23 protein-coding genes are annotated in these 24868 nt (G+C 62.5%); 10 read left to right on the top strand and 13 right to left on the bottom strand.

What is annotated here, in order from left to right; genetic code table 11:
• Positions 1 to 168, bottom strand: coding sequence for a hypothetical protein (locus MKZ91_RS17200; protein WP_336172286.1), 168 nt, complete (start codon positions 166 to 168; stop codon positions 1 to 3).
• Between MKZ91_RS17200 and purL the strand changes: the two genes are divergently transcribed.
• From purL to MKZ91_RS17170, 6 genes are all read left to right on the top strand, one after another.
• Complete coding sequence (gene purL, locus MKZ91_RS17195; protein ID WP_336172285.1) at positions 155 to 2386, top strand: phosphoribosylformylglycinamidine synthase subunit PurL; 2232 nt, start codon at positions 155 to 157, stop codon at positions 2384 to 2386. The two genes, MKZ91_RS17200 and purL, sit on opposite strands and share 14 nt — an antisense overlap.
• A 234-nt stretch (positions 2387 to 2620) precedes the next feature.
• Positions 2621 to 2854, top strand: a complete 234-nt coding sequence (locus MKZ91_RS17190; protein WP_057248940.1) for a BolA family protein — start codon at positions 2621 to 2623, stop codon at positions 2852 to 2854.
• Between the two features lie 6 nt (positions 2855 to 2860).
• Positions 2861 to 3106 (top strand): hypothetical protein, encoded by a 246-nt coding sequence (locus MKZ91_RS17185; protein ID WP_336172284.1) that lies wholly within the window; start codon positions 2861 to 2863, stop codon positions 3104 to 3106.
• A 238-nt stretch (positions 3107 to 3344) separates the two neighbouring features.
• Complete coding sequence (gene grxD / locus MKZ91_RS17180) at positions 3345 to 3683, top strand: Grx4 family monothiol glutaredoxin (RefSeq protein ID WP_336172283.1); 339 nt, start codon at positions 3345 to 3347, stop codon at positions 3681 to 3683.
• Positions 3684 to 4160: 477 nt separating this feature from the next.
• On the top strand, positions 4161 to 5399 hold the full coding sequence (locus tag MKZ91_RS17175) for a multidrug effflux MFS transporter (RefSeq protein WP_336172282.1): 1239 nt from the start codon (positions 4161 to 4163) through the stop codon (positions 5397 to 5399).
• A gap of 101 nt (positions 5400 to 5500) precedes the next feature.
• Positions 5501 to 6793: a multidrug effflux MFS transporter gene (locus MKZ91_RS17170; protein WP_336172281.1), complete on the top strand. Its 1293-nt coding sequence runs from the start codon at positions 5501 to 5503 to the stop codon at positions 6791 to 6793.
• A gap of 79 nt (positions 6794 to 6872) precedes the next feature.
• On the opposite strand, the gene MKZ91_RS17165 is transcribed toward MKZ91_RS17170, so the two are convergent.
• The 5 genes from MKZ91_RS17165 to MKZ91_RS17145 form a co-directional block, all read right to left on the bottom strand.
• Positions 6873 to 7697, bottom strand: a complete 825-nt coding sequence (locus tag MKZ91_RS17165) for an inositol monophosphatase family protein (protein WP_336172280.1) — start codon at positions 7695 to 7697, stop codon at positions 6873 to 6875.
• Complete coding sequence (ttcA, locus tag MKZ91_RS17160) at positions 7694 to 8578, bottom strand: tRNA 2-thiocytidine(32) synthetase TtcA (RefSeq protein ID WP_336172279.1); 885 nt, start codon at positions 8576 to 8578, stop codon at positions 7694 to 7696. The genes MKZ91_RS17165 and ttcA overlap by 4 nt, the downstream gene beginning before the upstream one ends.
• A gap of 213 nt (positions 8579 to 8791) precedes the next feature.
• Positions 8792 to 9739, bottom strand: coding sequence for a glutaminase (locus MKZ91_RS17155; RefSeq protein ID WP_336172278.1), 948 nt, complete (start codon positions 9737 to 9739; stop codon positions 8792 to 8794).
• A gap of 152 nt (positions 9740 to 9891) precedes the next feature.
• Positions 9892 to 10509: a 30S ribosomal protein S4 gene (gene rpsD / locus MKZ91_RS17150; RefSeq protein ID WP_327515093.1), complete on the bottom strand. Its 618-nt coding sequence runs from the start codon at positions 10507 to 10509 to the stop codon at positions 9892 to 9894.
• 227 nt (positions 10510 to 10736) lie between these two features.
• Positions 10737 to 11264: a MarR family winged helix-turn-helix transcriptional regulator gene (locus MKZ91_RS17145; protein WP_336172277.1), complete on the bottom strand. Its 528-nt coding sequence runs from the start codon at positions 11262 to 11264 to the stop codon at positions 10737 to 10739.
• A gap of 111 nt (positions 11265 to 11375) precedes the next feature.
• Between MKZ91_RS17145 and MKZ91_RS17140 the strand changes: the two genes are divergently transcribed.
• Positions 11376 to 11711 (top strand): cupin domain-containing protein, encoded by a 336-nt coding sequence (locus tag MKZ91_RS17140; protein WP_336172276.1) that lies wholly within the window; start codon positions 11376 to 11378, stop codon positions 11709 to 11711.
• 60 nt (positions 11712 to 11771) lie between these two features.
• Here MKZ91_RS17140 and MKZ91_RS17135 read toward each other — a convergent pair whose 3' ends face one another.
• The gene (locus MKZ91_RS17135; protein WP_336172275.1) at positions 11772 to 13289 is read right to left on the bottom strand and encodes an ATP-binding protein; all 1518 of its coding nucleotides are present in this window, start codon (positions 13287 to 13289) and stop codon (positions 11772 to 11774) included.
• Between the two features lie 311 nt (positions 13290 to 13600).
• Here MKZ91_RS17135 and MKZ91_RS17130 point away from each other — a divergent pair, with 311 nt between their 5' ends.
• Entirely contained in the window at positions 13601 to 13786 is a 186-nt protein-coding gene (locus MKZ91_RS17130; protein ID WP_336172274.1) for a hypothetical protein, read from the top strand.
• 30 nt (positions 13787 to 13816) lie between these two features.
• Here MKZ91_RS17130 and murI read toward each other — a convergent pair whose 3' ends face one another.
• From murI to MKZ91_RS17115, 3 genes are all read right to left on the bottom strand, one after another.
• Entirely contained in the window at positions 13817 to 14665 is an 849-nt protein-coding gene (gene murI, locus MKZ91_RS17125; RefSeq protein ID WP_336172273.1) for a glutamate racemase, read from the bottom strand.
• Positions 14649 to 15482, bottom strand: coding sequence for an RNA methyltransferase (locus tag MKZ91_RS17120; protein ID WP_336172272.1), 834 nt, complete (start codon positions 15480 to 15482; stop codon positions 14649 to 14651). Before MKZ91_RS17120 ends, murI begins: the two co-directional genes overlap by 17 nt.
• Before the next feature lie 73 nt (positions 15483 to 15555).
• The gene (locus MKZ91_RS17115; protein WP_336172271.1) at positions 15556 to 17532 is read right to left on the bottom strand and encodes an FUSC family protein; all 1977 of its coding nucleotides are present in this window, start codon (positions 17530 to 17532) and stop codon (positions 15556 to 15558) included.
• Between the two features lie 381 nt (positions 17533 to 17913).
• On the opposite strand from MKZ91_RS17115, the gene MKZ91_RS17110 reads away from it, so the two are divergent.
• Positions 17914 to 19128 (top strand): NADP-dependent isocitrate dehydrogenase, encoded by a 1215-nt coding sequence (locus tag MKZ91_RS17110; protein WP_336172270.1) that lies wholly within the window; start codon positions 17914 to 17916, stop codon positions 19126 to 19128.
• Between the two features lie 22 nt (positions 19129 to 19150).
• Positions 19151 to 19747, top strand: a complete 597-nt coding sequence (locus MKZ91_RS17105; RefSeq protein ID WP_336172269.1) for a demethoxyubiquinone hydroxylase family protein — start codon at positions 19151 to 19153, stop codon at positions 19745 to 19747.
• A 42-nt stretch (positions 19748 to 19789) separates the two neighbouring features.
• Here the strand turns inward: MKZ91_RS17105 and MKZ91_RS17100 are convergent, their stop codons facing one another.
• The 3 genes from MKZ91_RS17100 to alaS all read right to left on the bottom strand — a co-directional run bounded on the left by MKZ91_RS17100 (position 19790) and on the right by alaS (position 24854).
• Positions 19790 to 20785 carry a carbon-nitrogen hydrolase family protein gene (locus tag MKZ91_RS17100; RefSeq protein ID WP_336172268.1) on the bottom strand — a complete coding sequence of 332 codons (996 nt, stop codon included), beginning with the start codon at positions 20783 to 20785 and terminating at the stop codon, positions 19790 to 19792.
• A gap of 209 nt (positions 20786 to 20994) precedes the next feature.
• A complete protein-coding gene (locus tag MKZ91_RS17095) occupies positions 20995 to 21846 on the bottom strand; it encodes an AraC family transcriptional regulator (protein WP_336172267.1) in 852 nt (283 codons plus the stop codon).
• Positions 21847 to 22190: 344 nt separating this feature from the next.
• Positions 22191 to 24854 (bottom strand): alanine--tRNA ligase, encoded by a 2664-nt coding sequence (alaS, locus tag MKZ91_RS17090; protein ID WP_336172266.1) that lies wholly within the window; start codon positions 24852 to 24854, stop codon positions 22191 to 22193.
• Positions 24855 to 24868: the final 14 nt, after the last annotated feature.

Raw genomic sequence — 24868 nt, 5'->3', positions numbered from 1 at the left:
TCAACCGCTGTTGATCGCCGGTATTTTTCTGTCGCGCCGCGCCGCAGCATAGGCTAAAGAAGCCGCAAAGCGCCCCCTGTTTCTGTTGCGGTTCGCACGCGCCATATCCTGCTCACGTGGATTGCGCGCCGCCCGAAGGATTTGACGGTCGACGATGACGATTTCCAACACCCGCCCCATCACCCCGGACCTCATCGCATCGCACGGGCTGAAGCCCGACGAATACGAGCGCATTCTCGGTCTGATCGGACGCGAGCCGACCTTCACCGAGCTCGGCATCTTCTCGGCGATGTGGAACGAGCACTGCTCCTACAAGTCCTCGAAGAAGTGGCTGCGCACGCTGCCGACCAAGGGTCCGCGCGTCATCCAGGGCCCGGGTGAGAACGCCGGCGTCGTCGATATCGACGATGGCGATTGCGTCGTGTTCAAGATGGAAAGCCACAATCACCCGTCCTACATTGAGCCCTACCAGGGGGCGGCGACCGGCGTCGGCGGCATCCTGCGCGACGTCTTCACCATGGGCGCACGTCCGGTGGCGGCCATGAACGCGCTGCGTTTCGGCGCGCCCGACCATCCGAAGACCCGCCACCTCGTCTCCGGCGTCGTTGCCGGCGTCGGCGGCTACGGCAATTCCTTCGGCGTCCCGACCGTCGGCGGCGAAGTCGAGTTCGATGCCCGCTACAACGGCAACATTCTCGTGAACGCCTTTGCCGCCGGCCTCGCCAAGAGCGATGCGATCTTCTACTCCAAGGCCGAAGGCGTTGGCCTGCCCGTCGTCTATCTCGGCGCCAAGACCGGCCGTGACGGCGTCGGCGGCGCGACCATGGCGTCCGCCGAATTCGACGAGTCGATCGAAGAGAAGCGCCCGACCGTCCAGGTCGGCGACCCCTTCACCGAAAAGTGCCTGCTCGAAGCCTGCCTTGAGCTGATGCAGACCGGCGCCGTCATTGCCATCCAGGACATGGGCGCGGCCGGCCTCACCTGCTCGGCCGTCGAGATGGGCGCCAAGGGCGACCTCGGCATCGAGCTCAACCTCGACAGCGTGCCGGTGCGCGAAGAGCGCATGACGGCCTATGAAATGATGCTGTCGGAAAGCCAGGAGCGCATGCTCATGGTGCTGGAGCCCGCCAAGGAAGAGGTCGCCAAGGCGATCTTCGTCAAGTGGGGCCTCGATTTCGCGATCGTCGGCAAGACCACCGACGACCTGCGCTTCCGCATCCTGCACCAGGGTGAAGAAGTCGCCAACCTGCCGATCAAGGAACTGGGCGACGAGGCGCCGGAATATGATCGTCCCTGGACGCCCGCCAAGACTTCGGCACCGCTCGCAACCAACGACATCCCGCAGGCGGACGTTGCTGAAGCGCTCCTCAAGCTGGTCGGTTCGGCCAACAACTCCTCGCGCCGCTGGGTCTATGAACAATACGACACGCTGATCCAGGGCAATTCGCTGCAGCTGCCGGGCGGCGACGCCGGCGTCGTGCGCGTCGAGGGCCATGCCACGAAGGCGCTTGCCTTCTCCTCCGACGTGACGCCGCGTTATGTCGAAGCCGATCCGTTCGAAGGCGGCAAGCAGGCGGTCGCCGAGTGCTGGCGCAACCTGACGGCTACGGGTTCTCTACCGCTCGCCGCCACCGATAACCTCAACTTCGGCAACCCGGAACGCCCTGAAATCATGAGCCAGTTGGTTCATGCCATCAAGGGCATCGGCGAGGCCTGCGCAGCACTCGACTTCCCGATCGTTTCCGGCAACGTCTCGCTCTACAACGAGACCAACGGCCAGGCGATCCTGCCGACCCCGACCATCGGTGGCGTCGGCCTCATCAAGGACTGGTCGAAGATGGCGCGCATCCGCTTTGCGGCCGAAGGCGAAACCATCCTTGTCGCCGGCGCGCCCGCCGGTCTCGGTTCGCACATCGCCCAGTCGGTCTACATGCGCGATGTTCACGGCCGCACAGACGGTCCGGCGCCGCATGTCGATCTCGCCCATGAGCGCAAGGTCGGCGATTTCGTCCGCGGCCTCATCGTCGATGGCCTCGTCACCGCCGTGCACGATTGCTCGTCGGGTGGTCTGGCGCTCGCGGTTGCCGAAATGGCGATGGCCTCCGGCATCGGCGCCACCGTTGACGCCGTCACCGGTCATGACCCGATCGCCACCTTCTATGGTGAAGACCAGGGCCGCTATGTCGTGACGGTTACTGCTGGCGCGCTCGACGCCGTTGCCGCCCGCGCCACGGCCGCAGGCGTTGCCCTGCCGGTCATCGGCAAGACTGGTGGCGATGCCGTCAAGCTCGGTGATGCCAAGGCCGTTTCGGTCGCAGACCTGCGTTCGGCGCATGAGGGCTGGTTCCCTGAATTCATGCAGGGTGACCTCGCCCCCGAAAACTAAGAAATCGATGACGGGAGCGGCTTTGGCTGGCTCCCGTCTCGTTCACACGCGTCTCTGAAGGCGCTGTGTGCGAACAATTGCGACCCCGTCATCGGATGGTTTCGCTGTCCACCGCTCCCCTCCCTCACCCAATTCAGCAATTGCGTTCCGCCCCTGAATCGTGGTTCCCTCATCTCATGGACAACGTCGGCGGGCTGCTAACGTTGCAGAATAAGAAAAGGGAGTTGGCGTATCATGCCCATGACACCAGGCGACATCGAAGACATGATCAAGGCGGGGATTCCCGGTGCCAAGGTCACGATCCGCGATCTGGCCGGTGACGGCGACCACTATGCCGCCGAAGTCGTGGCCGAGGCGTTTCGCGGCAAGACCCGCGTGCAGCAGCACCAGATGGTCTACAATGCTCTGAAGGGCAATATGGGCGGTGTCCTGCATGCCCTCGCACTGCAGACAAGCGCGCCGGAGTAAGCCTTAATGGCTGACCTGATCAAGGAACTTGTCAGCGGTGTCGTTGACAGCGCGCTGAAGGAAATCCTCCGGAAGACCGGCGTCAAGCGATCCTCGACCAAACGTACTAAGCGCCGGACGCGGACAACCTCCACCGGCGGCGGCATCCTCGGAGATATTCTCGAGGCGGCCATCCGCAAACCGGCGAAGAAACAGGTCAGTCGGCGCAAGACATCGGCCGCTCGCAGCAAGACCCGGCGGCGCACCGCGTGACGACTGCATGTTTCCTTGGATCCCGACCGATCCAGGGATGGAAACATGCAGCAAGGGAAGGTGTTGCAGCGAGCTTTCGCGCGTCTGACAGGACGCGCGATGCTGTAGTGGTAATAAAACCACATCTTGAGGCCCATCAATATTTGTTGCGATTGGGTGGTGAAAATCACCAATATGCATGCTATCTAGAATGCAATTGATATCCGGCCCTTGAAGCCGGCGCAGGAAGGAAGACAAGATGAGCGGAATTCACGAATTCATCGACAACGAAGTCAAGACGAACGATGTGGTGCTCTTCATGAAGGGTACGCCGCAGTTCCCCCAGTGTGGCTTCTCCGGTCAGGTGGTCCAGATTCTCGATTACATCGGCGTCGACTACAAGGGCATCAACGTGCTCGCCGACGCGGACCTGCGCCAGGGCATCAAGGACTATTCCAACTGGCCGACGATCCCGCAGCTCTACGTCAAGGGCGAGTTCATCGGCGGTTGCGACATCGTGCGCGAGATGTTCCAGGCCGGCGAATTGCAGTCGCACCTGGAAGCGCAGGGCGTTGCCGTCAAGGGCGCTGCCGCTTAAGTCCAAGGACGCCTTGTCCCGATCGATCGGAGAAGGCGGGCAACCGCCTTTTTTGATTCGGACGTTTGTCCGGATCTCGGTTTTTGTTGTCTTTCCAGAGGCTTTGCGCGTTCGGTTCATGCAAGTTTCGCTCGGATGTTGTGAAAGCATGCTCCCGTCCTGAACGCGGTTTCGCGCTCGGAGATGGAGCTGGGGCCGAACTCCCGGCCTGTCATGAAGCAGTCGCGATCGTTCGGCATAAGCAGCCGACAGAGGTTCCCGCCTCGGCCATTCCGGCACTTAAGTTGCCCGGCCGCTGCCGTTCGACGTTTTCTTCGCTTCATGCAGGCCCGACCCATGCGGTGCGGCTGCCCGGTCGCTGCTGCCTGAAATCCCTATGCCGACCGGCATGACGCCAGCCGACATCCGTCTTTTCCGGATCTTGTCCGGACCAAACCTGTTTCGCCTGCGCCCTGTGCGCCGCTAGGACATTTGAAAATGACAAGCATGACCAACGACGCCGCTCTGCCAGGCCTCACGAAATTTCAGTTCATCGCCCTGATGGCGATGCTGATGGCGACCAATGCGATTTCGATCGACATCATGCTTCCCGGCCTGCAGCAGATCGGGGCGAGCCTCGGCGTCGCCTCGGAAAACGAACGGCAATACATCATCACCGCCTATCTGCTTGGCATGGGGGTGGCGCAACTGTTCTTTGGTCCGCTTTCGGACCGGTTCGGGCGCAAACCGCCGCTTCTCGGCGGTCTCGTCCTCTACGCCATCTGCGCACTGGCTATTGCCGTCGTGCCGAGCTTCGGCCTGATGCTGGCTTTGCGCTTCATCCAGGGTGCGGGTGCTGCAGCGACGCGCGTCATCACCATCTCGATCGTTCGTGATGTCTATGGCGGCCGGCAGATGGCGGAGGTCATGTCACTTGTCATGATGGTGTTCATGATCGTGCCGGTGATCGCGCCCTCGGTTGGTCAGCTGATCATCAGCCTTGCCGAATGGCACATGATCTTCGTCGTCGTTGCGCTTTACGCGGTGATGAACATCGCGATCGTGTTGTCGAAGCTCGGCGAAACGCTCGATCCGGCCCATCGTCGCGCCTTCACGCCGTCCGTGATCCTCAACGGCTTCCGCATCGTGCTGACCAACCGGCTGTCTCTGCTCTATACGCTTGCCACCTCGGTGATCCTCGGTGCGCTCTTCGGCTTCATCAACTCGGCGCAGCAGGTGCTCGTAGGCGTCTACGACCTTGGCGTGTGGTTTCCGCTTGTCTTTGCGGCGTTCGCCAGTATGATGGCGGTCGCTTCCTTCACCAACTCCCGCCTCGTCCGCCGCTTCGGCATGCGGCCGCTGTCCCATGCGGCGCTCGTCGGCTTTACGCTTGCAAGCTTCGTCTGGATGTCGGCCTCGATCTATGCGCCGCTGCCTTTCCCGGTCTTCGTGGTCCTCTACTGCGCCACGATGTTCCAGTTCGGGCTGATCGCTCCGAACTTCAACGCCATGGCCATGGAGCCGCTCGGCCACGTCGCCGGCACCGCATCCTCGGTGCTCGGCTTCATGCAGACGATCGGCGGCAGCGTGATCGGAGCCTTCATCGGCCAGTCCTTCGACGGCACGGCCACACCGCTTGCGACCGGCTACTTCGCCGTCGCTGCGATCGGTCTGGTTTTCGTTCTCATCGCCGAACGCGGCAAGCTTTTCAAGCCGCACAATCAGCCGGCCGGCTGATCCCTACAGCGCCACGCGTCTGTGAAGACGCGTAAAGGTCGCTGTAGCGCTCCAAACTGCCGGCCAATCATTTCAAGAAGATTGAACTACGGGTTTTCCCAATGTCCACCATCACCAATCAATCCGAACATATCGACGGGGTTTCGGGCGCCGAGCGCCTGAACATGGGCCTCTTCGAATTCATCATCACCATCGCCGTGATGACCGCGAGTGTTGCCGTCGCCATCGACAGCATGCTGCCGGCGCTGCCGTCGATCGGCCAATCGCTGAGCGTCGCCAACACCAATGACACCCAGCTGGTGATCGGCGTCTTCTTCCTCGGCTTCGGCGTCTCGCAGATCTTCTTCGGCAGCCTTTCCGACACGTTCGGCCGACGCCGCGTGCTTCTCGGCGGCCTGGCCTTCTTCACGGTGTCGATGTTCGCCGCGGCGCTCACCGAGAGCTTCGAGACGCTGCTGATCCTGCGCTTCATCCAGGGCATCGGTGCGGCAGCGATCCGCATCACCACCATGGCGATCGTGCGCGACTGCTTCGGCGGCCGCGAAATGGCACGTGTGATGTCCTATGTCATGATCGTCTTCATGATCGTGCCGATCGTCGCGCCCTCGATCGGCCAGTTGGTGATCCTCTATGCCAACTGGCACTGGATCTTCATCCTGATCGGCGTCATCGGTGCCATTCTGTTCGTCTGGGCCTTTGCGCGGATGAAGGAGTCCCTGCCCCATGAAGAGCGCATGCCGCTTTCCGTCGGCGCTGTTGCCTCCGGCTTCAAGACGGTGCTCACCAATCGCATCACCTGCGGCTACATGATCGGCATGACGCTGTTTACCGCCGTCATCTGCGCCTACATCGTCACCGTCCAGCAGATCTTCGGCGAAGTCTACGGCCTCGGCGACTGGCTGCCGATCGCCTTTGCGGGTACTGCGGGCGGCATCGCTGTCGCGAACTTCGCAAATGGCTTCTTCGTGCGCAGCTTCGGCATGCGCCGTATCTCGCACGTCTCGATGATCCTGTTCACGCTGATCTCGGTCGCCGGTTTCGTCATGTCGCTTTCGGGCACCCCGGCTTTCGTCGTCAGCTACCTGATGTTCTCGGTGCTCTTGATGTTCTTCGCCGTCATTGCGACGAACTTCACCGCGATCAGCCTTGAGCCGATGGGGCATCTTGCCGGCACGGCCACGGCCATCACCGGTTTCGTCTCCACGACAGGTGGAGCGCTGATCGGCGGTGCGGTCGGCCAGCTCTTCAACGGCACGCTGCAGCCGCTCTTCGGTGGCTTCGCGCTCTTCGGCCTGCTGACGATCCTCGCGACGCTCTGGGCGGAAAAAGGCAAGCTCTTCACCCATCCCGGCGACAAGGACGTCTCCATGGATCACGGCGGCGGCCATATGTAAGCGGTCTGGCTGCGAAGCATCAAAAAGCCCGCCCGGAGCGATCCGGGCGGGCTTTGTCGTTTTCGCGGCTGTGGCGCGCTCAGACCGTGAAGACCTCGCGCCGCAGCGTCTCCCAACTGTCCTTGTCCGTCGCCAGCAGCAGGCCGCCATTGAGGTGCTGCGGGAGATAGGGCGAGCCGTCGAAGCGCGCGGCATAGGCGCCGGCCTCCTGCGCGATCAGCGTGCCGGCCAGATGATCCCAGGGCATCAGCTTCTGGTACATCAGGAAGTGGATGTGCCCGGCAGCTAAGATGCGGTATTCGTGTGCGGCGCAGCGATAGCTGGTGGCGATGCGGACCTTCGCCATGTTCGCCATGACCTCGCGGCGCGCTTCCTGCGCGTAAAAGCCGGTAGAGGCACCACCGACCATAGCTTCGAGCGGCACGCCCGCCGTCACTGACAGGCGCTCCTGCGAGCCATCCGGGCGGCACATCCAGGCGCCCGAGCCCTTTTCGGCAATCACCCAGTCATTGCCGAGCGGATCGTAGATGATGCCGGCGACCGTCTCGCCCTTGGCGACGACGCTTGCCATGACGCCGAAGAGCGGTAGGCCGGCGGCAAAGTTGAAGGTGCCGTCGATCGGGTCGACGACGACGGCAAGATCCGCACCAACAAGCTTGTCGAGCAGCGCCGGATCAGCGGCAACGGATTCCTCACCCACGAACAACGCGCCCGGCGCCACCTCTTCGATCCGCGACTTGATCAGCCGCTCGGCCGCCTCGTCGCCTTCGGTCACGAGGTCGATCGCTTCCGATTTCATCCGGACATCACCGGCGTCGAGGTTGCGGAACCGCGGCAGGATCTCTTTGACCGCCGCTTCCTGCAGGAGATTGGCAAGGCCGGCGATGTCGACGGAATGGCTCATTCTTTGGGCTCCGGTGTGAGGAACTGGAAATCGAACAGCTTGGGATCGAGCAGATGCGACGGGTTCACGTGGCCGAGCGCGCGCAGCATCGTGTCCTTGCGGCCGGGCATGCGCCGCTCAAGATCGGACAGCATCGCCTTCATCGCGTTGCGCTCGAGACCGTCCTGCGAGCCGCAGAGATCGCAGGGGATGATCGGGAACTCCATCGCCGCGGCGAACTTGGCAAGGTCATCCTCGGCCGCATAGGCAAGCGGCCGCAGCACCATCAGGTCGCCCTCGTCGTTCAGGAGCTTTGCCGGCATCGAGGCGAGCCTGCCGCCGTGGAAGAAGTTCATGAAGAAGGTCTCGAGGATGTCCTCGCGATGGTGACCGAGCACCAGCGCGTCGCAGCCCTCCTCGCGGGCGATGCGGTAGAGGTTGCCGCGGCGAAGCCGCGAACAGAGCGAGCAATAGGTGGCGCCGGTCGGCACCTTTTCCTTCACGATCGAATAGGTGTCGCGATATTCGATGCGGTGTTCGACGCCGATCGAAGCGAGGTATTCCGGCAGGATGTGCTTCGGGAAGTTCGGCTGGCCCTGGTCGAGATTGCAGGCGATCAGCTCCACCGGCAGCAGTCCGCGCCACTTGAGATCCATCAGGAGCGCCAGCAGGCTGTAGCTGTCCTTGCCGCCGGAAACGCCAATGAGCCAGCGCTTCGCGCCCTTAAGCATGCCGAAATCGTCAAGCGCCTGGCGGGTCTGGCGCAAGAGGCGCTTGCGCAGCTTGTTGAACGACACCGACGACGGCATGCGGCTGAAAAGCGGATGTGCGCCGGCGTCGATCTCGGCCTCATCGAAAAGGGTTTCGACCTGGTCTTGCGACGGCTTGAGCGAAAGGTCCATGTTGGGGATCCTGTGCGGCGGCCAGGCGCATTCGGTGCCCGGCAAATCTTGGGCCAGCACTTGCCCGCTCCAGCTGTCAAGATCAAGGGAAATCGGCCAGGGCCGGCCCTTTACGGCATGTCGCGCAAAAGTGTGCAGCGGTCTTGCGATAACGACATGCGAAAAATCAAGAGCTTAAAGCGCGGAAGCGCATCTGAAAGATCGCAATGCGCTTTAGGGGCCGAACACCGACCAGCCGGTGCGGGCAGCAAGCATTTCGAGCGCGAGCGAGCCGAGCAGCGAGTTGCCGTTCTCGTTGAGGCCCGGCGACCAGACGGCGACCGAGGCCTTGCCTGGCGCAACAGCCATGATGCCACCGCCAACGCCGCTTTTGCCCGGCAGACCGACGCGATAGGCGAAATCGCCGGAGCCGTCATAGTGGCCGCAGGTGAGCATCAAGGCATTGATGCGCCGCGCCCGCTGGCGCGAGACTACATTGTGCCCCGTGAGCGGATTGGTGCCGCCGGCTGCCAGGAACAGGCCCGCCTTGGCGAGCTGGCTGCAGGTCATAGACAGCGCGCAATGGTGGAAGTAGACACCGAGCACGTGCTCCACCGGATGGTCGAGCCGGCCATAGGAGCGCATGAAATTTGCAAGCGCGAAATTGCGGAAGCCGGTGGCCGTCTCGGAACGTGCGACCTCGTGATCGATGACGATCTGGTCGTCATCGGCAAGATAGCGGATGAACTGGACGATTTCGCCGATCAGTTCGCGCGGCGTGTGGCCTGCCAGGATCAGGTCGCTGATGGTGATGGCGCCGGCGTTGATGAAGGGGTTGCGCGGCTTGCCGCCCTCATGCTCGAGCTGAACAATCGAATTGAAGGCCGAGCCGGACGGTTCGCGGCCAACCCGGTGCCAGATGTTTTCACCATGCTTGCCGAGTGCCATGGTCAGCGTGAAGACCTTCGAGACGCTCTGGATCGAAAATGGTACCTCCGCGTCGCCGACCCGATAGATCTTGCCATCGGTGGTGACGATCGCCAGGCCGAAATGCTTGGCATCGACGCGGGCAAGCTGCGGGATGTAGTCGGCGACCTTGCCCTGCCCGAACCTCGGGCTTAGCTCCCGGTGGATGTCCTCGATGATCGCCTGCAGGTCCTGCGGCACGTTCTGCTCGGGCATCGGCTTCCCTCTTGATCACCACCTTCGGGTCGAAGGGATGAAATCGCCATGATCGGAGTGCGGCTGTTCGAAGTCGGCAGGTGGGTGCCACCGACAAAAAAACCGCCCGTTTCCGGGCGGTTTTCGATACATCACAAGGCGTGAGCCCCGGATTAACGCGAATAGAATTCGACGACCAGGTGCGGTTCCATGACGACGGCGTACGGAACGTCAGACAGAACCGGAACGCGGACGTAGGTCGCAACCATCTTGTTGTGGTCGACTTCGATGTAGTCCGGAACGTCGCGTTCAGCCAGCGAAACCGATTCGAGAACGGTTACGAGCTGCTTGGACTTTTCCTTGACTTCGATGACGTCGCCCGGCTTGCAACGGTAGGAACCGATGTTGACGCGGACGCCGTTGACCTTGACGTGGCCGTGGTTGACGAACTGACGGGCAGCAAAGACCGTCGGAACGAACTTGGCGCGGTAGACGATCGCGTCGAGGCGCGACTCGAGCAGGCCGATCAGGTTTTCCGGGGTGTCGCCCTTGCGGCGGTCGGCTTCAGCGAAGATCGCGCGGAACTGCTTCTCGCGGATGTCGCCGTAGTAGCCCTTGAGCTTCTGCTTGGCGCGCAGCTGTACACCGAAGTCCGAGAGCTTGGACTTGCGGCGCTGGCCGTGCTGGCCCGGGCCGTATTCGCGGCGGTTTACCGGGGACTTCGGACGGCCCCAGATGTTTTCGCCCATACGGCGGTCAATTTTGTACTTGGACGATTCGCGCTTGCTCATCGCATTTCCTTTCAAACGGTTACACCGGTCTGCTTCCAAACCGGATCAAGGAAACACGCCCTCCTCTGAACCCATTTTCGGGGTTCTGACAGGCTTCTCACGATCACGCAGACGGAGAAGCCACGGGACATGTCAAATAAAACACCGGACATTTCTGCCCGGCGTTGGGGCGGCTTTAGTGCTTCCGCCCGGCATTGTCAAACGAAATCGCTGCTTTAAGCACCATTTCAAACCGGATCGATGGTCTGTCCGGTTTCCAGGGAAATCAGCAGCTTCTTCAAGAGCCCAGCCAGCGCGGCACGCTCTTCCCGGTCAAGGCCCTCCAGATAGCGTGTTTCGCTCGCCATGTCAGCCCGAAACGCCCTCTCCGCAAGCGCGATACCGGCCTCGGTCAACCCGACCACGCTGCTGCGGCCGTCCGATGCTGATCGCTCGCGCACGATAAGCCCAGCCTTCTGCAGCCTATCCAGTCGATGGGTCAGGCCGCCGGACGAGATCATCAACAGCGTATAGAGATCGGTCGGCGTCAGCCGATAGGGCGGGCCGGAGCGCCTGAGCGTCGAAATGACGTCGAATTCGCCACGATCCAGGCCGAAGGACGCAAACGTCTCCTCGATAGACGGTCGCACAAGGTTCGAGAGCCGGTAAGCGCGGCCGAGGATCGCCATTGGTTCAGTATCGAGATCGGCTAGCTCACGCGCCCACTGCGCGCGCAGCCGGTCTACATGATCTCTCTCCTCGTTCTCATTTCCCATTGTTCACTCCATGGATCCGGCAAAATATCTTGACGAGAAGATAGTTTCAGATAATATCTTCTTGTGAAGATAAATCATTCCCGTCATTGAGCCAAGCCGATGGAGGCGAGCATGTTTCACGTCATTCCGCGTAACGAGCAGAAGCAGAGCCCTAACCGGACGATCCTGTTTGAAGGCGGCGCGTACGGCACGCCGATTTCGCTTTTCCTGATGGATGCGGCACCCGGCCAGGGCCCGGCGCTGCATGTTCATCCCTATCCTGAGACCTGGCTGATCCATTCCGGCGAGGCGGAATTCACGGTCGGTGAGCAAACGCTCATCGGTAAGGCCGGCGACATCATCGTCGTCGACCCTGGCACGCCGCACCGCTTCGTCAACACCGGCACCACCCAATTGCAGATGACATGCATCCACGCATCCGAGCGCGTTATTCAAGACTGGGTTTGAGACAGGTCGTGACCGGCCAGCAACTGATTTTCAGGAAAATCGATGCCTTGGCGGCCGGGCTCACTCAGCCGCAGCGGCGGCGGGATCGACCACGTCCGGTCCGTTGGCATCCCCCGGCGCGGTTTCGCAGCCGAGGTCCGGGAAGGCGACGATGCGCTTGCCGGAGAAGTCGGCATGAATGACGATCAGCCCATGCTCCTCGAAGTAGCCGAGCAGACGCCGCGCACGGCGAGCCGAATGCGTGCCATAGGCGCGCGCGATCATCGCGTCGGAAGGGCAAGGCAAGCGCCGCACGGCGGATTGCGCCATCATCAGGAACACCGCCTGCAGGTCTTCAGTCACGCGATCGGCGAGTTGCAGCGCCTGCGCCCAGGTCTCGGTCGCAGCAGTTTCCGGATCGACTCCCGAGCGGGCGACGGCCATCTTGCGGCGGAACGCGCCGAGAGATAGCGCCGCTCCTGACGGCAGGCGGCGGATGCGGCAGCGCACCAGGAAGTCCTGGAAGAGCTCGGCATCCGGCCGGAAGGCCGCTTCCGGATTGGCAAGGATTTCCAGGAAGACGCTGTCGAGCAGCCCTTCCCGCTCTTCGGCGGTCAGTTCCGGCTGGGCCGGTCGCGCTTCGACCGGGGCAATCGGTTCGGGCCGAGGACGTGACAGTTCAGCCAGGATATCCGTGGCGGGGCGCGGTGGCGGCGCTGCGCGCCGCATGATCGGACGGGTCAGTTCATCCGGATCCGGCGTGAAGATCAGATCCTCGACGTCCTGCGGTGCCTCCGGCAACGGCATCAGCTTCGGGCTCGTCGAACGGGCCGAGGTCTCGACGGTTCCGATCGTCACCTTGAGCGGCCGCCGCGATAGGGCCGGACCGAGTGCCACGAAGGATCCGCGCTTCAGGTCACGGAACATTTCCGCCGTGCGCCGGTCCATGCCGAGCAGATCGGCGGCGCGCAACATGTCGATGTCGAGGAAGGTCCGGCCCATCAGGAAGTTGGAGGCTTCCGCCGCCACGTTCTTGGCGAGCTTTGCCAGGCGCTGGGTGGCGATGACGCCGGCAAGCCCGCGCTTACGACCGCGGCACATGAGATTGGTCATGGCGCCAAGCGAAATCTTGCGCACCTCTTCGGTGACGTCGCCGGCAACCGAGGGCGCAAACATCTGCGCTTCGTCGACGACCACCAGCACCGGATACCAGTATTCGCGGTCGGCATCGAACATGGCATTCAGGAACACGCCGGCATTGCGCATCTGCTGCTCGATATCGAGCCCTTCGAGCGACAGGACGCAGGAAACGCGATGCTGGCGAATGCGGTTGGCGATGCCGATCAGCTCGGCGTCGGTGCGCTCGCCCTCGACGACCACGTGGCCGAACTTGTCGGCAAGCGTGACGAAGTCACCCTCGGGATCGATGATGCACTGCTGCACCCAGGGCGCGGACTGCTCCAGGAGCCGGCGCAACAGGTGCGACTTGCCCGAACCGGAATTGCCCTGCACCAGGAGACGGGTGGCCAGAAGCTCCTCGATATCGAGCGAGGCCGAGGTCCCTTCGGACGTCGCTCCCATGTCGATGCCGACCTTCATTTCCACCTCTTCGCGTTACGCTCGCGCATTTCCGGACGCAAAATCGCTGCTCACTCTTGAAATGCTCTGGACTGATTCGCGGTCATATGGACACCGCCCATCGGGCGACACCTAGCACGGTTTCCCGGAAAATCGTGCCTCCGACACAGAAAACCCACAGGGAATACGCGCAGGAGCACCTCGCCGCGCAGAGCCGAATGCAGATTTCGTATCGCCGCAAGATAAAGTTGAGATTATGTGGCGATCGTACTTTTACGAGCAGAAAGGAATGCCCATATGTTTTTGGTCGGAGCGATTTGCCAGGGGCATAAATGGAACACTACGAGACAGAACAGCAAATGGAGTTGCACAATCTCGATCAGCGCATGCGCGACGCTTACAAGGACACGCAACGGGTCAACTCGAAAGGCGACGCGGCGCGTGCCAGCCGCATGCGCTTTCGCGACGCCTGCGTGTTGGCCGTTCTGATCGGCCTGTTGCTGGCAATCTTTTATTAGAGAGCGGTTCGGTTCAAAGAACGCAGCGTTCTAGCCGATCGCTTCGGCGCGCCCTGCACTTTCTTCCGTTGTGACGTCCAGCGCCACCGTCAGACCGAAGCCCTGCATCAGCCGTCGTGTCGCAAAATCCGGCTTGCCCGAGGTGAAGATGGCCGGATCCTGCCCGTTCAGCGGCTCAAAGCCGTTCGGCAGCGGCACCAACGACCGCGCCCGCCGGGCAATGGCTTCGGCCGGATCCAGCCAGTCGACCGGCCATGGCGCCAGCCTGCGAAAGACATTGGCCATGAAGGGGTAGTGGGTGCAGGCAAGGACAACGATATCGGTCTTCCTGCCGTCCATTTCGACGAAGCACGGCGCGATCTCGGCGAGAACAGTATCGTCGTCGAGCTTCTCGCCGCGGATATAGGCCTCCGCCATCTTCGCAAGGTTCTCCGAGCCGACCAGGCGCACGTGGCATTGGCTGGCGAAGGACTGGATCAGATCGCGGGTATAGGCGCGCTTGACCGTGCCCGGTGTCGCCAGAACGGAAACGAGCCCCGAGCGAGTGCGTTCCGCTGCCGGCTTGATGGCAGGCACCGTGCCAACGAAGGTCATCTGCGGGAATGCTGCGCGCAGGTCGGCGCCGACAAGCGTGAAGGCGGTGTTGCAGGCGATCACGCAGATTTCCGGATCGTGCTCGGCAAGCAGCTTGCCGAAGAGGGCGATGACCCGCTCCTTCAGCGCCGCTTCTTCCCAGCCGCCATAGGGAAAGCCGGCGTCATCAGCGACGTAGATGAAATGCCTCTCGGGCATCAGCACCCTCGCCTCACGCAGCACGGTCAGGCCGCCGATGCCGCTGTCGAAGACGAGGATGGGTTTCAGTTCACTCGCTACTGTCACCTTTGTCTCGCGCTTTCCTGCTGTGCTCGCCCGGAGCGCCCGAGCCGCGCGGATTTTCCCGCGTGAACCGGTCGAGCGAAGAAATGACGCCGCGCAGCACCTGGATTTCGGATTCGGTAAAGGATGGTCTGGTCAGAACAGCGCGCAGGTTTTCGACCAATTTCGGCTTTTTGTCGGCGGAGCGGAAATAGTTGCGCGCATCGAGTGCCTCCTCAACATGCTCGAACAGTCCCTGCAGATGTTCCTTGGTCGCCGGTCGCTGCTCGATCGCCTGGAACGAGGTCTGGTCTTCCGATTCCATGCCCGTCTTCAGCCACTCATAGGACATCAGGAGCACGGCCTGGGCCAGATTGAGCGAGGCGAAGGCCGGATTGACCGGAAAGGTCACGATCTCGTCGGCAAGCGCGACTTCCTCGTTGGTAAGCCCGGTGCGCTCGCGCCCGAACAGGATGCCCGTCTTTTCGCCACCCTGGAAGCGCTGGCGCAGCGTGCGCGCCGCAACGATCGGCGAGCGCACTGGCTTGTAGCCGTCACGGTCACGGGCCGTCGTCGCATAGACGAAATTGAGATCGGCGATCGCCTCTTCGACCGAACCATAGAGCTTGGCAGCGTCGATCACGTGGTCGGCGCGGCTCGCGGCAGAGCGCGCCTTCTCGCTCGGCCAGCCGTCACGCGGATTGACGAGCCTGAGCTCCGCCAGGCCGAAATTGGCCATGGCACGGGCCACCATGCCGATGTTTTCCCCGAGCTGCGGATAGGCGAGAATGATCGCCGGTCCTTCCGCCAGAAGTTCGCGCTCGCTGTTCGTACCTGCCATTTCAGTGCCTTCGTCCTTGGTTCGGCGCTTCCCTTGCACAAATGCCAGCGAAATTAAAGTCCAGCTTCCGTTTCTAAAGGTGCAGGCGGTTCAGCGATACGCCGATCATCTCCAGTCCAAGCTCAGCGTCGTCCCTTGAAATCGGCAGGTGCCGGTCGACCGGCGCGCCGATCCGGCCGACCTCGTAGAAGTAGGACGAGGCCTTTTCACGCACATATCCAACCCGTGCGATGCTCTCATCGAGTTCGCCCGCAAAGTCGGAACCATCTTCCACGGCGTCCGAGCCGATCCGACGAGCAAAGACACGCGCCCAGTAGGTGCAGGCAAGGAAGATCGCGAGTGTCTGGCGAACGTGACCAGGACGGGTGACCAGCTGCCAGGGCAGTCCCAGAGGCTTTGCCGCTGCCGCGAGATCGCGATAGGCGCGATCGAGCGCCTGTGACCTGCCGATCAGCACAAGACCGGACGCCCCGTCTCTTGCCGCCTGCAGCAGCCCTGCCAGCTCGGTGCACCACGCAGCCACGGCGGCATCGAGCGTCGTGCGGGTTCGCGTCGGGAAAACGAAGAAGGCGACCGCCGCCCCGGCGATCGAGCCGATCAAGGTCTCCTCCAGCCGAAGCTGCAAGAGCTGTGGTGTCAGTACTCCCATCAGGCTGTAGAGCAGCGACAGCACGACCGAAACGAAGAAGGTCATCGTCGCATAGGAAACGACAAGGAAGTAGAAGGCGAGAAAGATACAAAGCGCGCTGAGCGGCAGCACCAGATAGATGTTCCCGCCAACAAGCGTGCCGGCAACGATGCCGACGACGATGCCGAAGAGCGTGCCCGCCGAACGCTGCAGCGCCTTGATCGCCGTATCACCGCGCGAGCGCGTATTGGTAAAGACGAGAAAGGCCGCAAGCACCGCCCAAAACCATCGCTCGCGCGACAGCATCAGTCCGAACACCATGGCGATACCGGCCGCCAGAGTGATCTGAATGGCGCTCTTCAATGCGGGATCATCAAGCGACGGCTTCCAGCGGGCAACGGCATTGCCTGTTGACGCTGTCGGCTCGTCGAGGTCTGCGGGTGTCAGGTTGGCAAGGCTTCGGGCGAGTCGTTGCCGAACATTGCGAAGCCAGAGAAGTGCCTTGACCGTCTCGTCGCGGCGCGGGCCCGCATCACCAAGTCGCGCAATCTCCGCGTCGATCTTCTCGCCATCGCGCGCGATCATCGCCTCCACCAGTGGCGGTGGCGGCATCGCCTGGAAACTCAGCACGATCACACTTTCGGCGGCAAGATGCAGATCGAAAAGATCGACCACGACATCGGCCGAGGCGAGGCCCGGTTCGGGTTCCGGCCGCCGGCTTTCCGTCGGGACGAAACTTTCGGCCATCAGCACCGCTTCCTTCAGGCGTTCCTCGGCGGAGCGCAGTCTTTGCCGATCGACCTCCGAGAGCACAGGTTTGCGGGCGATTTCAGAAAGCTGCACCAGCATCTGATCGACGCGACGCTGGACGCTTGCGGCCGCACGCAGCAGATCGCGGTAGCGGTCATCCGGCAGCAGTCGCGTGCGCACGAGATGCGCGACTGTTGCGGACAATGCTGCACCAAAAAAGAGCGCCGGCAACTGATCGACGGTCGGCCGCAGATAGGCGCCGGTAAAATAGGACATGAAGGCGAACATGCCGACGGCAAAGCCGCGCGGGCCGAAGGACCGTCCGTAGACCGCGAGGAAAATGATCAGCAGGAAGACAACGTCGGAGACGTAGCGATGGTTCTCAAGCAGCGAGGCCAGTCCGACCATCGAGACGCCGACAATGACGGCGATAATGCGGGTCAGCCGCTGTCCGGCAACGGTGCGGTCGCGCACCGCGAGGCCCCCCTCGATCGACAGCGATGCGGCAAGCCCAAAGGCCGCCGGAGGCATCGGCACGACGAGATAGTGCACGGCCATCAGGATCAGGACTGAAACAACGATCGTCGCGGTGATCCGCGACGCCTGGCGCAGCCGCGAGAAGGCCGGATCGTTGGCAAGGAGCCAATCACGCACACGGGAACGAAGTGCCATCGGATGCCTTTGCCTGTCTGCATTCGCCTCGGACGGGGCGGCCGCCTCACCCGTTCTCCCTGCATAGCGGCAGAAGCGATCTTTGCAAGGCCGGCAACCCCCAAAGCCTACAGCGCCGCGCGTCCTATAAGACGCGCAAAGGTCGCTGTAGCGCTTTGAATTGCTGCATGTTTTCATCCTCTAATCGACTGCGATTGAAGGAAACATGCAGTGGCCTGAAAGCCCTGCCAAACCCTTGGCCGTCGCCCTCCTCCGCCTCCATCCAAAGTTTCACCCAAGCATGCTTTGCGTTGCCGGTTCTGAGTGCTATAGGGCACAGGATTTTTCAGAGAGTGAAGGGACATCGCTCCCGCTGTCCCGCTTAAGCTACGAGGCATATTCATGGCAAAGATCAAGGTCGCCAATCCGGTCGTCGAACTCGACGGCGACGAGATGACCCGCATCATCTGGCAGTTCATCAAGGACAAGCTGATCCATCCCTACCTCGACATCGATCTGGAATATTACGACCTCAGCGTCGAAAACCGCGATGCCACCGAAGACCAGGTGACGGTCGATGCCGCCAACGCCATCAAGAAGCACGGAGTCGGCGTCAAGTGCGCGACGATCACGCCGGATGAAGCCCGCGTCGAGGAATTCAAGCTGAAGAAGATGTGGAAGTCGCCGAACGGCACGATCCGCAACATCCTCGGCGGCGTCATCTTCCGCGAGCCGATCATCTGCAAGAACGTTCCGCGCCTGGTTCCGGGCTGGACCAAGCCGATCATCGTCGGCCGTCACGCCTTCGGCGACCAGTACCGCGCCACCGACTTCAAGTTCCCGGGCAAGGGCAAGCTGACGATGAAGTTCGTCGGCGAAGACGGTAAGGAAATCGAATACGACGTCTTCGACGCACCGTCGGCCGGCGTTGCCATGGGCATGTACAACCTCGACGATTCGATCACCGAATTTGCGCGCGCTTCGTTCAACTACGGCATCCAGCGCAAGGTTCCGGTGTACCTGTCGACCAAGAATACCATCCTCAAGGTCTATGACGGCCGCTTCAAGGACATCTTCCAGCAGGTCTTCGACGCCGAGTTCGCCGACAAGTTCAAGGAACTGAAGATCTGGTACGAACACCGCCTGATCGACGACATGGTCGCGTCTGCTCTGAAGTGGTCCGGCGGCTACGTCTGGGCGTGCAAGAACTACGATGGCGACGTGCAGTCGGACATCGTTGCCCAGGGCTTCGGCTCGCTCGGCCTGATGACCTCGGTTCTGATGACGCCGGATGGCAAGACGGTTGAAGCAGAAGCCGCGCACGGCACGGTCACCCGCCACTACCGCCAGCACCAGAAGGGCGAGGAAACCTCGACCAACTCGATCGCCTCGATCTTCGCCTGGACCCGTGGCCTCGCCCACCGCGCCAAGCTCGACGGCAACGCCGAACTGGCCAAGTTCTCCGAAACGCTCGAGAAGGTTTGCGTCGACACCGTTGAATCCGGCTTCATGACCAAGGACCTGGCGCTGCTCATCGGCCCGGATCAGCCGTGGCTGTCGACCACCGGCTTCCTCGACAAGATCGACGAGAACCTGCAGAAGGCCATGGCCGCCTGATAAGGCTCGACCGAACGCACGTATGATCGCGCCGATTTCCCCGCGCAACGCCCTGACGATTGCTCGCATCGTCAGGGTCAATCACGCCGGGGAATTCGGCGCGATCCGTATTTATTCAGCCCAGATCGCGGTCGCGCGTCGGCTCCATAAGGATTGCGTGCCGATGCTTTCAGAAATGCTCGGCCACGAGATCGAGCATTGCGCGCTGTTTCGCGCTGCCATGCCGGCACGAAAGTCCCGCCCCTGCCGCATCATGCAGTTCTGGAGCTTGGGCGGCTGGTTACTTGGTTTTGCAACGGCGCTCTTCGGTCGCCGGAGCATATGGGCCTGCACGGCAGCCGTGGAAGCCGCCGTGCACCGCCATCTCGACGATCAGCTGCATTTCCTGGCGGACAAGGACGCAGAGCTCCACGCCCTCATCCTGTCGATCCGGGAAGAGGAGCTCGCTCATCTCGATCATGCGGAGGCGCAGCTCTCGGGCGACGACAGGTTCGCCGATGGCCTCCGCTCCGTCATTTCAATTGCCACCAATGTGCTCATCTGGCTTTCGACATGGGGCGATTCCTCGCGCATGGCAGTGGCCCTGCGGCAGGCCTTGGCACGATCCCGCCGACGCTAGTTGTTTAGTCTCGACCGCTGCAGCCACAGGGGCGCCGCACGCCTAGAACATGTCGCGGCTGCTGCTTCGAGGGTCATCGCCCACCATGTGCGGCTCGTAGATTCCGCCCCGGGCATGGCGGCGCCAAGGCCGCGCCGGATCACCGGGATCCCTGCCGATCTCTGCCAAGGCAATCGAAGGTCCGCCCGCTGTACACTGCGTTTCCCATTGCCCCTCGGGCGAGATGATCCCCGAGGGGGCGATCAGACCAGGCTGCGCAAGAACGGCAAAACTTGCCCAGTAACGGTTGCTCGATGCATGCCCCTGCACCTCGGCGGCAAACGCGAGGTCGTTCGGTGATGAGCCGCCCGTCGTTGAGAACAGAACGCAATCGACATTCAGCCGCTCGTATTCGATGAAAAGCTCGGGAAAGTGGCACTCGATGCCGAGCGCGCAGCCGAAGCGGAACCCGTCGACCTCGAAGGTCACCGGGATCGACCCAGGCGTATACATGTACGAGATCTTCGTGTGCGACAGCATGCGTTCGTCGTAGCGCGTCGCGACGAGCCCCTTATCCGAAATCACGTAGAGGCTGTTGTGCGGACGGTGAGGTTCGGTGAGCGGGTGAGCAGAGCCAAGGACCGTCCAAAGGCCAAGCGCCCGTGCCAGTGTTCGCGTCGCATCGAGTTCCTCGCGCAGAACCGTCCATTCGAACCGGCGCCAATCGGATGGGCCTATTTCGCGGGGACCGATGGCGGACATGATGCGCTTGTTCGGAAAACACATCGCTCCCTCCGGAAGATGCAGCACGCGCGCCCCTGCTCGATGCGCTTCGCGCATCAGGCGGCGGGTTCCGTCCCCGGCGAGGCGAAGTGCTGCCGCGTCTCTGGGGTCGTCGAAGTAGCCGGATTGCGCCACGGCCAGGCGCAACGAGTTTGCTTGCGGCGGCGCGTCACTCGCCTTTGCGTCGCGAAGATGCTTGAGCGCAGTGGTGTAGGATTCGCCGGTCGTGGCGGCACGGGCGCGAACGCGGCGTTTGAAGTTTCGGTTCTCAGTCATGTCGGGGCCTATCGCGTCTCGGGCAAGTTCCCCAGCAACCGGACCCGAAACGGTGGGACCAGGGTTGCGACCCGAGACTGAAGTCCCTTTGCCTCCGTGAAGGGATCGTGCTGGGGACGATCGTTGGAGGTTCGGCGCAGGCCACGCCGCCATAAAGGTGGCGGCGTGGCGCTGATTCGTCAATTCCGGCCAGCGAGACCGGACGGCCGTCATTTCAAGGGCAGGTAGATCTCGCTCAGAAGTTCCGTCGGTGCCACTTCGCGGGGATTGTTGAGATACTTCTCGAACATCAGGCTGTCGCGGATCTCGCGGCCCGATTGCGGCAACCAGGTGCCATAGAGCCATTGGTAGGCCTTGGGCATATCGGCATAGGGGCCCTTGTGACGAAGCACGGCGTAGCGGCCACCGTCGAGGCGTTGCTGCGTCAGCGGCGCTTGCGACGCCACAGGAGCCGGTGTGCTGACGCAGGCAAACGAGCGCAGCTTGTCGGTCGGCACCAGTTCCGGATCGTCGAGGTAGATGCCGATCATCTCCATGTCTGGCCGGAACAATTGCCGTGAAAACAAAGTGCCATAGAGCGTCTCGAATGCCTTGCCGATCTCCATATAGGAGCCGTTGTGGGCGACGCCCACGAGATCGAATGCGTCTATGTCCTTGAGGGTAACTTCATACATGTCGGGGATACCTTCCGTTGAGGCGGTTTCAAAGGCCACATGGCTCCCTTGCCTGCGGTAGCGCGCCGGCGGCAGTCCGTAGGATGCCTTGAAGGTGCGGTTGAAGGACTGCAGATTGGGATAGCCAGAGCGCCGCGCGATCGCTTCGACAGGAAGATCGGACTGGGCAAGATCGGCCGCGGCCCGCTGCAGGCGAAGCCGCTTGACGGTGCCCGCCAGCGTCTCGCCGTGGACGGCCCGGTAGATCCGGTGCCAGTGGTGTGGCGACAGGCAGGCGATCTCGGAGAGGCGATCGAGGTCGAGATCGCCGTCGAGATGGCCGTAGATATAGTCGCTCACCCGGTGCAGGCGCCGTTCATAGGTCGCCCACGCTGCCTGATCGTCCATGTCGAACCTTTCGCGCTGTGCTCACGGATCGGTAGACCATAGACCGATTTGACAAATCCTGCGGAGTTGAACGGGGCTGAGCACGGATTTTCGTGATGGTCGCTCCGGCAGATTGCGGAGGCAGCGTCGGTTGGCACTCGGCTGGCTTTTTCGCGACCGAACCGACTGCTCCGACATGGTCGGGCTTGACCCGAGCCGTTACAGGGCAAGGGGCACAAGCCCGGACCGAGTAAAGCGTGCGCTGCTTGTCGTCGGATCCTCGGGTGGACGCGCGCGATACTTTCGGTTTCGCAAACAAAAAGGGCGCCTCGATGGGCGCCCTTTTCATATTCAGTCATCAGCGATCAGCCGGCCAAGGCGACGGCCACAGCCTCGATCGCTTCGGCCGCTTTCTCGCCATCCGGACCGCCGGCCTGGGCCATGTCAGGACGCCCGCCGCCGCCCTTGCCGCCGAGGGCTGCAGAGGCGACGCGAACGAGGTCGACGGCGCTGAGCTTCGACGTCAGGTCGTCGGTGACGGCCACGACGGCGCTTGCCTTGCCGTCGCCGGAAACGCCGACAAAGGCAACGACGCCGGAGCCGAGGCTCTTCTTGCCATCATCAGCCAGGCTCTTCAGGTCCTTGGGCTCGACGCCCGAGACGACCTTGCCGAGGAAGCGCACGCCGGCGATATCGCGGGCCGCATCGGCGGAGCCCGCCTCGCCGCCACCGCCAAGTGCCAGCTTCTTCTTGGCTTCCGTCAGTTCGCGTTCGAGCTTGCGGCGCTCGTCGAGCAGCGCTTCGACGCGGCCGAGCACGTCGCCCGGCTGAACCTTCAGCGTGTTGGCGAGCGTCTTCACGCGCTCGTCCTGCTCGTTGAGGTAAGCGCGTGCGGCCTCACCGGTCAGCGCCTCGATGCGACGCACGCCGGCGCCGACGGCACTTTCCGAGACGACACGGACGAGACCGATGTCACCGGTGGCCGACACATGGGTACCGCCACAAAGCTCGACAGAGTACGCACGGTTGGCCTTGGAGCCGTGGATGCCGCGGCCCATGGATACCACACGCACTTCATCGCCGTACTTCTCGCCGAAGAGCGCCATCGCGCCCTCGGCAATGGCGTCGTCGACGCTCATCAGGCGCGTCGTCACCGGCGTGTTCTGGACGATGATCTCGTTGGCCATTTCTTCAACGACCTTCAGCTCGTCTGCCGTCATCGGCTTCGGATGCGAAACGTCGAAACGCAGGCGCTCCGGCGCGACCAGCGAGCCCTTCTGGGCGACGTGGGTCCCGAGCACTTCGCGCAGCGCCTCGTGCAGGAGGTGCGTTGCCGAGTGATTGGCGCGAAGGCGCGACCGGCGGGCGTGATCGACGTCGAGCTGGACGGCGTCGCCGGTCTTGACCGTGCCTTCAACGACAGTCGCGAAATGAACGAAGAGCCCCTCGCCGCGCTTCTGCGTGTCGGTCACCGTGAGCTTGCCGTGGTCGGTGGTGATCGTGCCGGTGTCGCCCATCTGGCCACCCGATTCGCCGTAGAACGGCGTCTGGTTGAGCACCACCTGGACGGTCTCGCCCTTGGCAGCCGAGGCAACGACGGCGCCGTCGCGCACGATCGCCTGGATCACGCCTTCGGCGGTCTCGGTGTCATAGCCGAGGAAATCGGTCGCGCCGTGCTTTTCCTTGAGTTCGAACCAGATCGTTTCGGTCGCAGCTTCGCCGGAACCGGCCCAGTTGGCGCGGGCTTCGGCCTTCTGGCGCTCCATCGCGGCCGAGAAGGCGTCGGTGTCGACGGTAATGCCCTTGGCGCGCAGCGCGTCCTGGGTCAGGTCGAGCGGGAAGCCGTAGGTGTCGTAGAGCTTGAAGGCGGTCTCGCCGTTGAACTGGTCACCTTCCGACAGATCAGCCGAGGCGTCCGAAAGCAGGTTCAGGCCGCGCTCCAGCGTCTTGCGGAAACGGGTTTCCTCAAGCTTCAGCGTCTCGGAGATCAGCGCCTCGGCGCGCACCAGTTCCGGATAGGCGCGGCCCATCTGGCCGACGAGCGCCGGCAGCAGCTTCCACATCAACGGGTCCTGGGCGCCCAGGAGCTGGGCATGACGCATGGCGCGACGCATGATGCGGCGAAGCACGTAGCCGCGGCCTTCGTTCGACGGCAGCACGCCGTCGGCGATCAGGAAGGCGGACGAGCGCAGGTGGTCGGCAATGACGCGGTGGCTGGCGCGACGGTCGCCTTCGGCCTTGACGCCGGTCGCCTCTTCCGAAGCGGCGATCAGGGCACGGAAAAGGTCGATGTCGTAGTTGTCGTGTTCGCCCTGCAGCACGGCAGCGAGACGCTCAAGCCCCATGCCGGTATCGATCGACGGACGCGGCAGGTTGACCCGCTCTTCCTTGGTGATCTGCTCGTACTGCATGAAGACGAGGTTCCAGATCTCGATGAAGCGGTCACCGTCTTCGTCGGCCGAGCCCGGAGGGCCACCCCAGATATGGTCGCCATGGTCGTAGAAGATTTCCGAGCACGGACCGCAGGGACCGGTATCGCCCATGGCCCAAAAGTTGTCGCTGGTCGGAATGCGGATGATGCGGTCGTCGGAAAAGCCGGCGATCTTCTTCCAGAGGCCGAAGGCTTCGTCGTCGGTATGGTAGACCGTGACCAGCAGGCGCTTGGCGTCGAGGCCGTATTCCTTGGTGATCAGGTTCCAGGCAAGCTCGATGGCGTTCTCCTTGAAGTAGTCGCCGAAGGAGAAGTTGCCGAGCATTTCGAAGAAGGTGTGGTGACGCGCGGTGTAACCGACATTGTCGAGGTCGTTGTGCTTGCCGCCGGCGCGAACGCACTTCTGCGCCGTAACAGCCGTCGAATAGGGGCGCTGCTCAAGACCGGTAAAAACGTTCTTGAACTGCACCATGCCGGCATTGGTGAACATCAAAGTCGGATCGTTGCGCGGCACCAACGGGCTCGACGACACGACCTCGTGACCGTTTCTGCGGAAATAGTCGAGAAAGGTCGACCGGATTTCATTCACGCCGCTCATCTTGCGTCCTATTC

Origin of the sequence: Ensifer sp. MJa1 (genome assembly GCF_037026475.1) — a bacterium.
Lineage (GTDB): Bacteria > Pseudomonadota > Alphaproteobacteria > Rhizobiales > Rhizobiaceae > Ensifer.
The sequence above is the reverse complement of the archived record's forward strand: the minus strand, read 5'-3'. Positions and strand labels throughout refer to the sequence as shown.

What these genes read in the sequence shown, in the direction of transcription:
- purL (WP_336172285.1), top strand. Translation starts at nt 155, where the DNA reads ATGACGATTTCCAACACCCGCCCCATCACCCCGGACCTCATCGCATCG.
- MKZ91_RS17140 (WP_336172276.1), top strand. Translation starts at nt 11,376, where the DNA reads ATGTTTCACGTCATTCCGCGTAACGAGCAGAAGCAGAGCCCTAACCGG.
- MKZ91_RS17095 (WP_336172267.1), bottom strand. Translation starts at nt 21,846, where the DNA reads ATGGACGATCAGGCAGCGTGGGCGACCTATGAACGGCGCCTGCACCGG.
- MKZ91_RS17115 (WP_336172271.1), bottom strand. Translation starts at nt 17,532, where the DNA reads ATGGCACTTCGTTCCCGTGTGCGTGATTGGCTCCTTGCCAACGATCCG.
- rpsD (WP_327515093.1), bottom strand. Translation starts at nt 10,509, where the DNA reads ATGAGCAAGCGCGAATCGTCCAAGTACAAAATTGACCGCCGTATGGGC.
- ttcA (WP_336172279.1), bottom strand. Translation starts at nt 8,578, where the DNA reads ATGGACCTTTCGCTCAAGCCGTCGCAAGACCAGGTCGAAACCCTTTTC.
- MKZ91_RS17190 (WP_057248940.1), top strand. Translation starts at nt 2,621, where the DNA reads ATGCCCATGACACCAGGCGACATCGAAGACATGATCAAGGCGGGGATT.
- MKZ91_RS17110 (WP_336172270.1), top strand. Translation starts at nt 17,914, where the DNA reads ATGGCAAAGATCAAGGTCGCCAATCCGGTCGTCGAACTCGACGGCGAC.
- grxD (WP_336172283.1), top strand. Translation starts at nt 3,345, where the DNA reads ATGAGCGGAATTCACGAATTCATCGACAACGAAGTCAAGACGAACGAT.
- MKZ91_RS17120 (WP_336172272.1), bottom strand. Translation starts at nt 15,482, where the DNA reads ATGGCAGGTACGAACAGCGAGCGCGAACTTCTGGCGGAAGGACCGGCG.
- MKZ91_RS17155 (WP_336172278.1), bottom strand. Translation starts at nt 9,739, where the DNA reads ATGCCCGAGCAGAACGTGCCGCAGGACCTGCAGGCGATCATCGAGGAC.
- MKZ91_RS17130 (WP_336172274.1), top strand. Translation starts at nt 13,601, where the DNA reads ATGGAACACTACGAGACAGAACAGCAAATGGAGTTGCACAATCTCGAT.
- MKZ91_RS17165 (WP_336172280.1), bottom strand. Translation starts at nt 7,697, where the DNA reads ATGAGCCATTCCGTCGACATCGCCGGCCTTGCCAATCTCCTGCAGGAA.
- MKZ91_RS17185 (WP_336172284.1), top strand. Translation starts at nt 2,861, where the DNA reads ATGGCTGACCTGATCAAGGAACTTGTCAGCGGTGTCGTTGACAGCGCG.
- alaS (WP_336172266.1), bottom strand. Translation starts at nt 24,854, where the DNA reads ATGAGCGGCGTGAATGAAATCCGGTCGACCTTTCTCGACTATTTCCGC.
- MKZ91_RS17135 (WP_336172275.1), bottom strand. Translation starts at nt 13,289, where the DNA reads ATGAAGGTCGGCATCGACATGGGAGCGACGTCCGAAGGGACCTCGGCC.
- MKZ91_RS17145 (WP_336172277.1), bottom strand. Translation starts at nt 11,264, where the DNA reads ATGGGAAATGAGAACGAGGAGAGAGATCATGTAGACCGGCTGCGCGCG.
- MKZ91_RS17170 (WP_336172281.1), top strand. Translation starts at nt 5,501, where the DNA reads ATGTCCACCATCACCAATCAATCCGAACATATCGACGGGGTTTCGGGC.
- MKZ91_RS17100 (WP_336172268.1), bottom strand. Translation starts at nt 20,785, where the DNA reads ATGACTGAGAACCGAAACTTCAAACGCCGCGTTCGCGCCCGTGCCGCC.
- MKZ91_RS17105 (WP_336172269.1), top strand. Translation starts at nt 19,151, where the DNA reads ATGATCGCGCCGATTTCCCCGCGCAACGCCCTGACGATTGCTCGCATC.
- MKZ91_RS17175 (WP_336172282.1), top strand. Translation starts at nt 4,161, where the DNA reads ATGACAAGCATGACCAACGACGCCGCTCTGCCAGGCCTCACGAAATTT.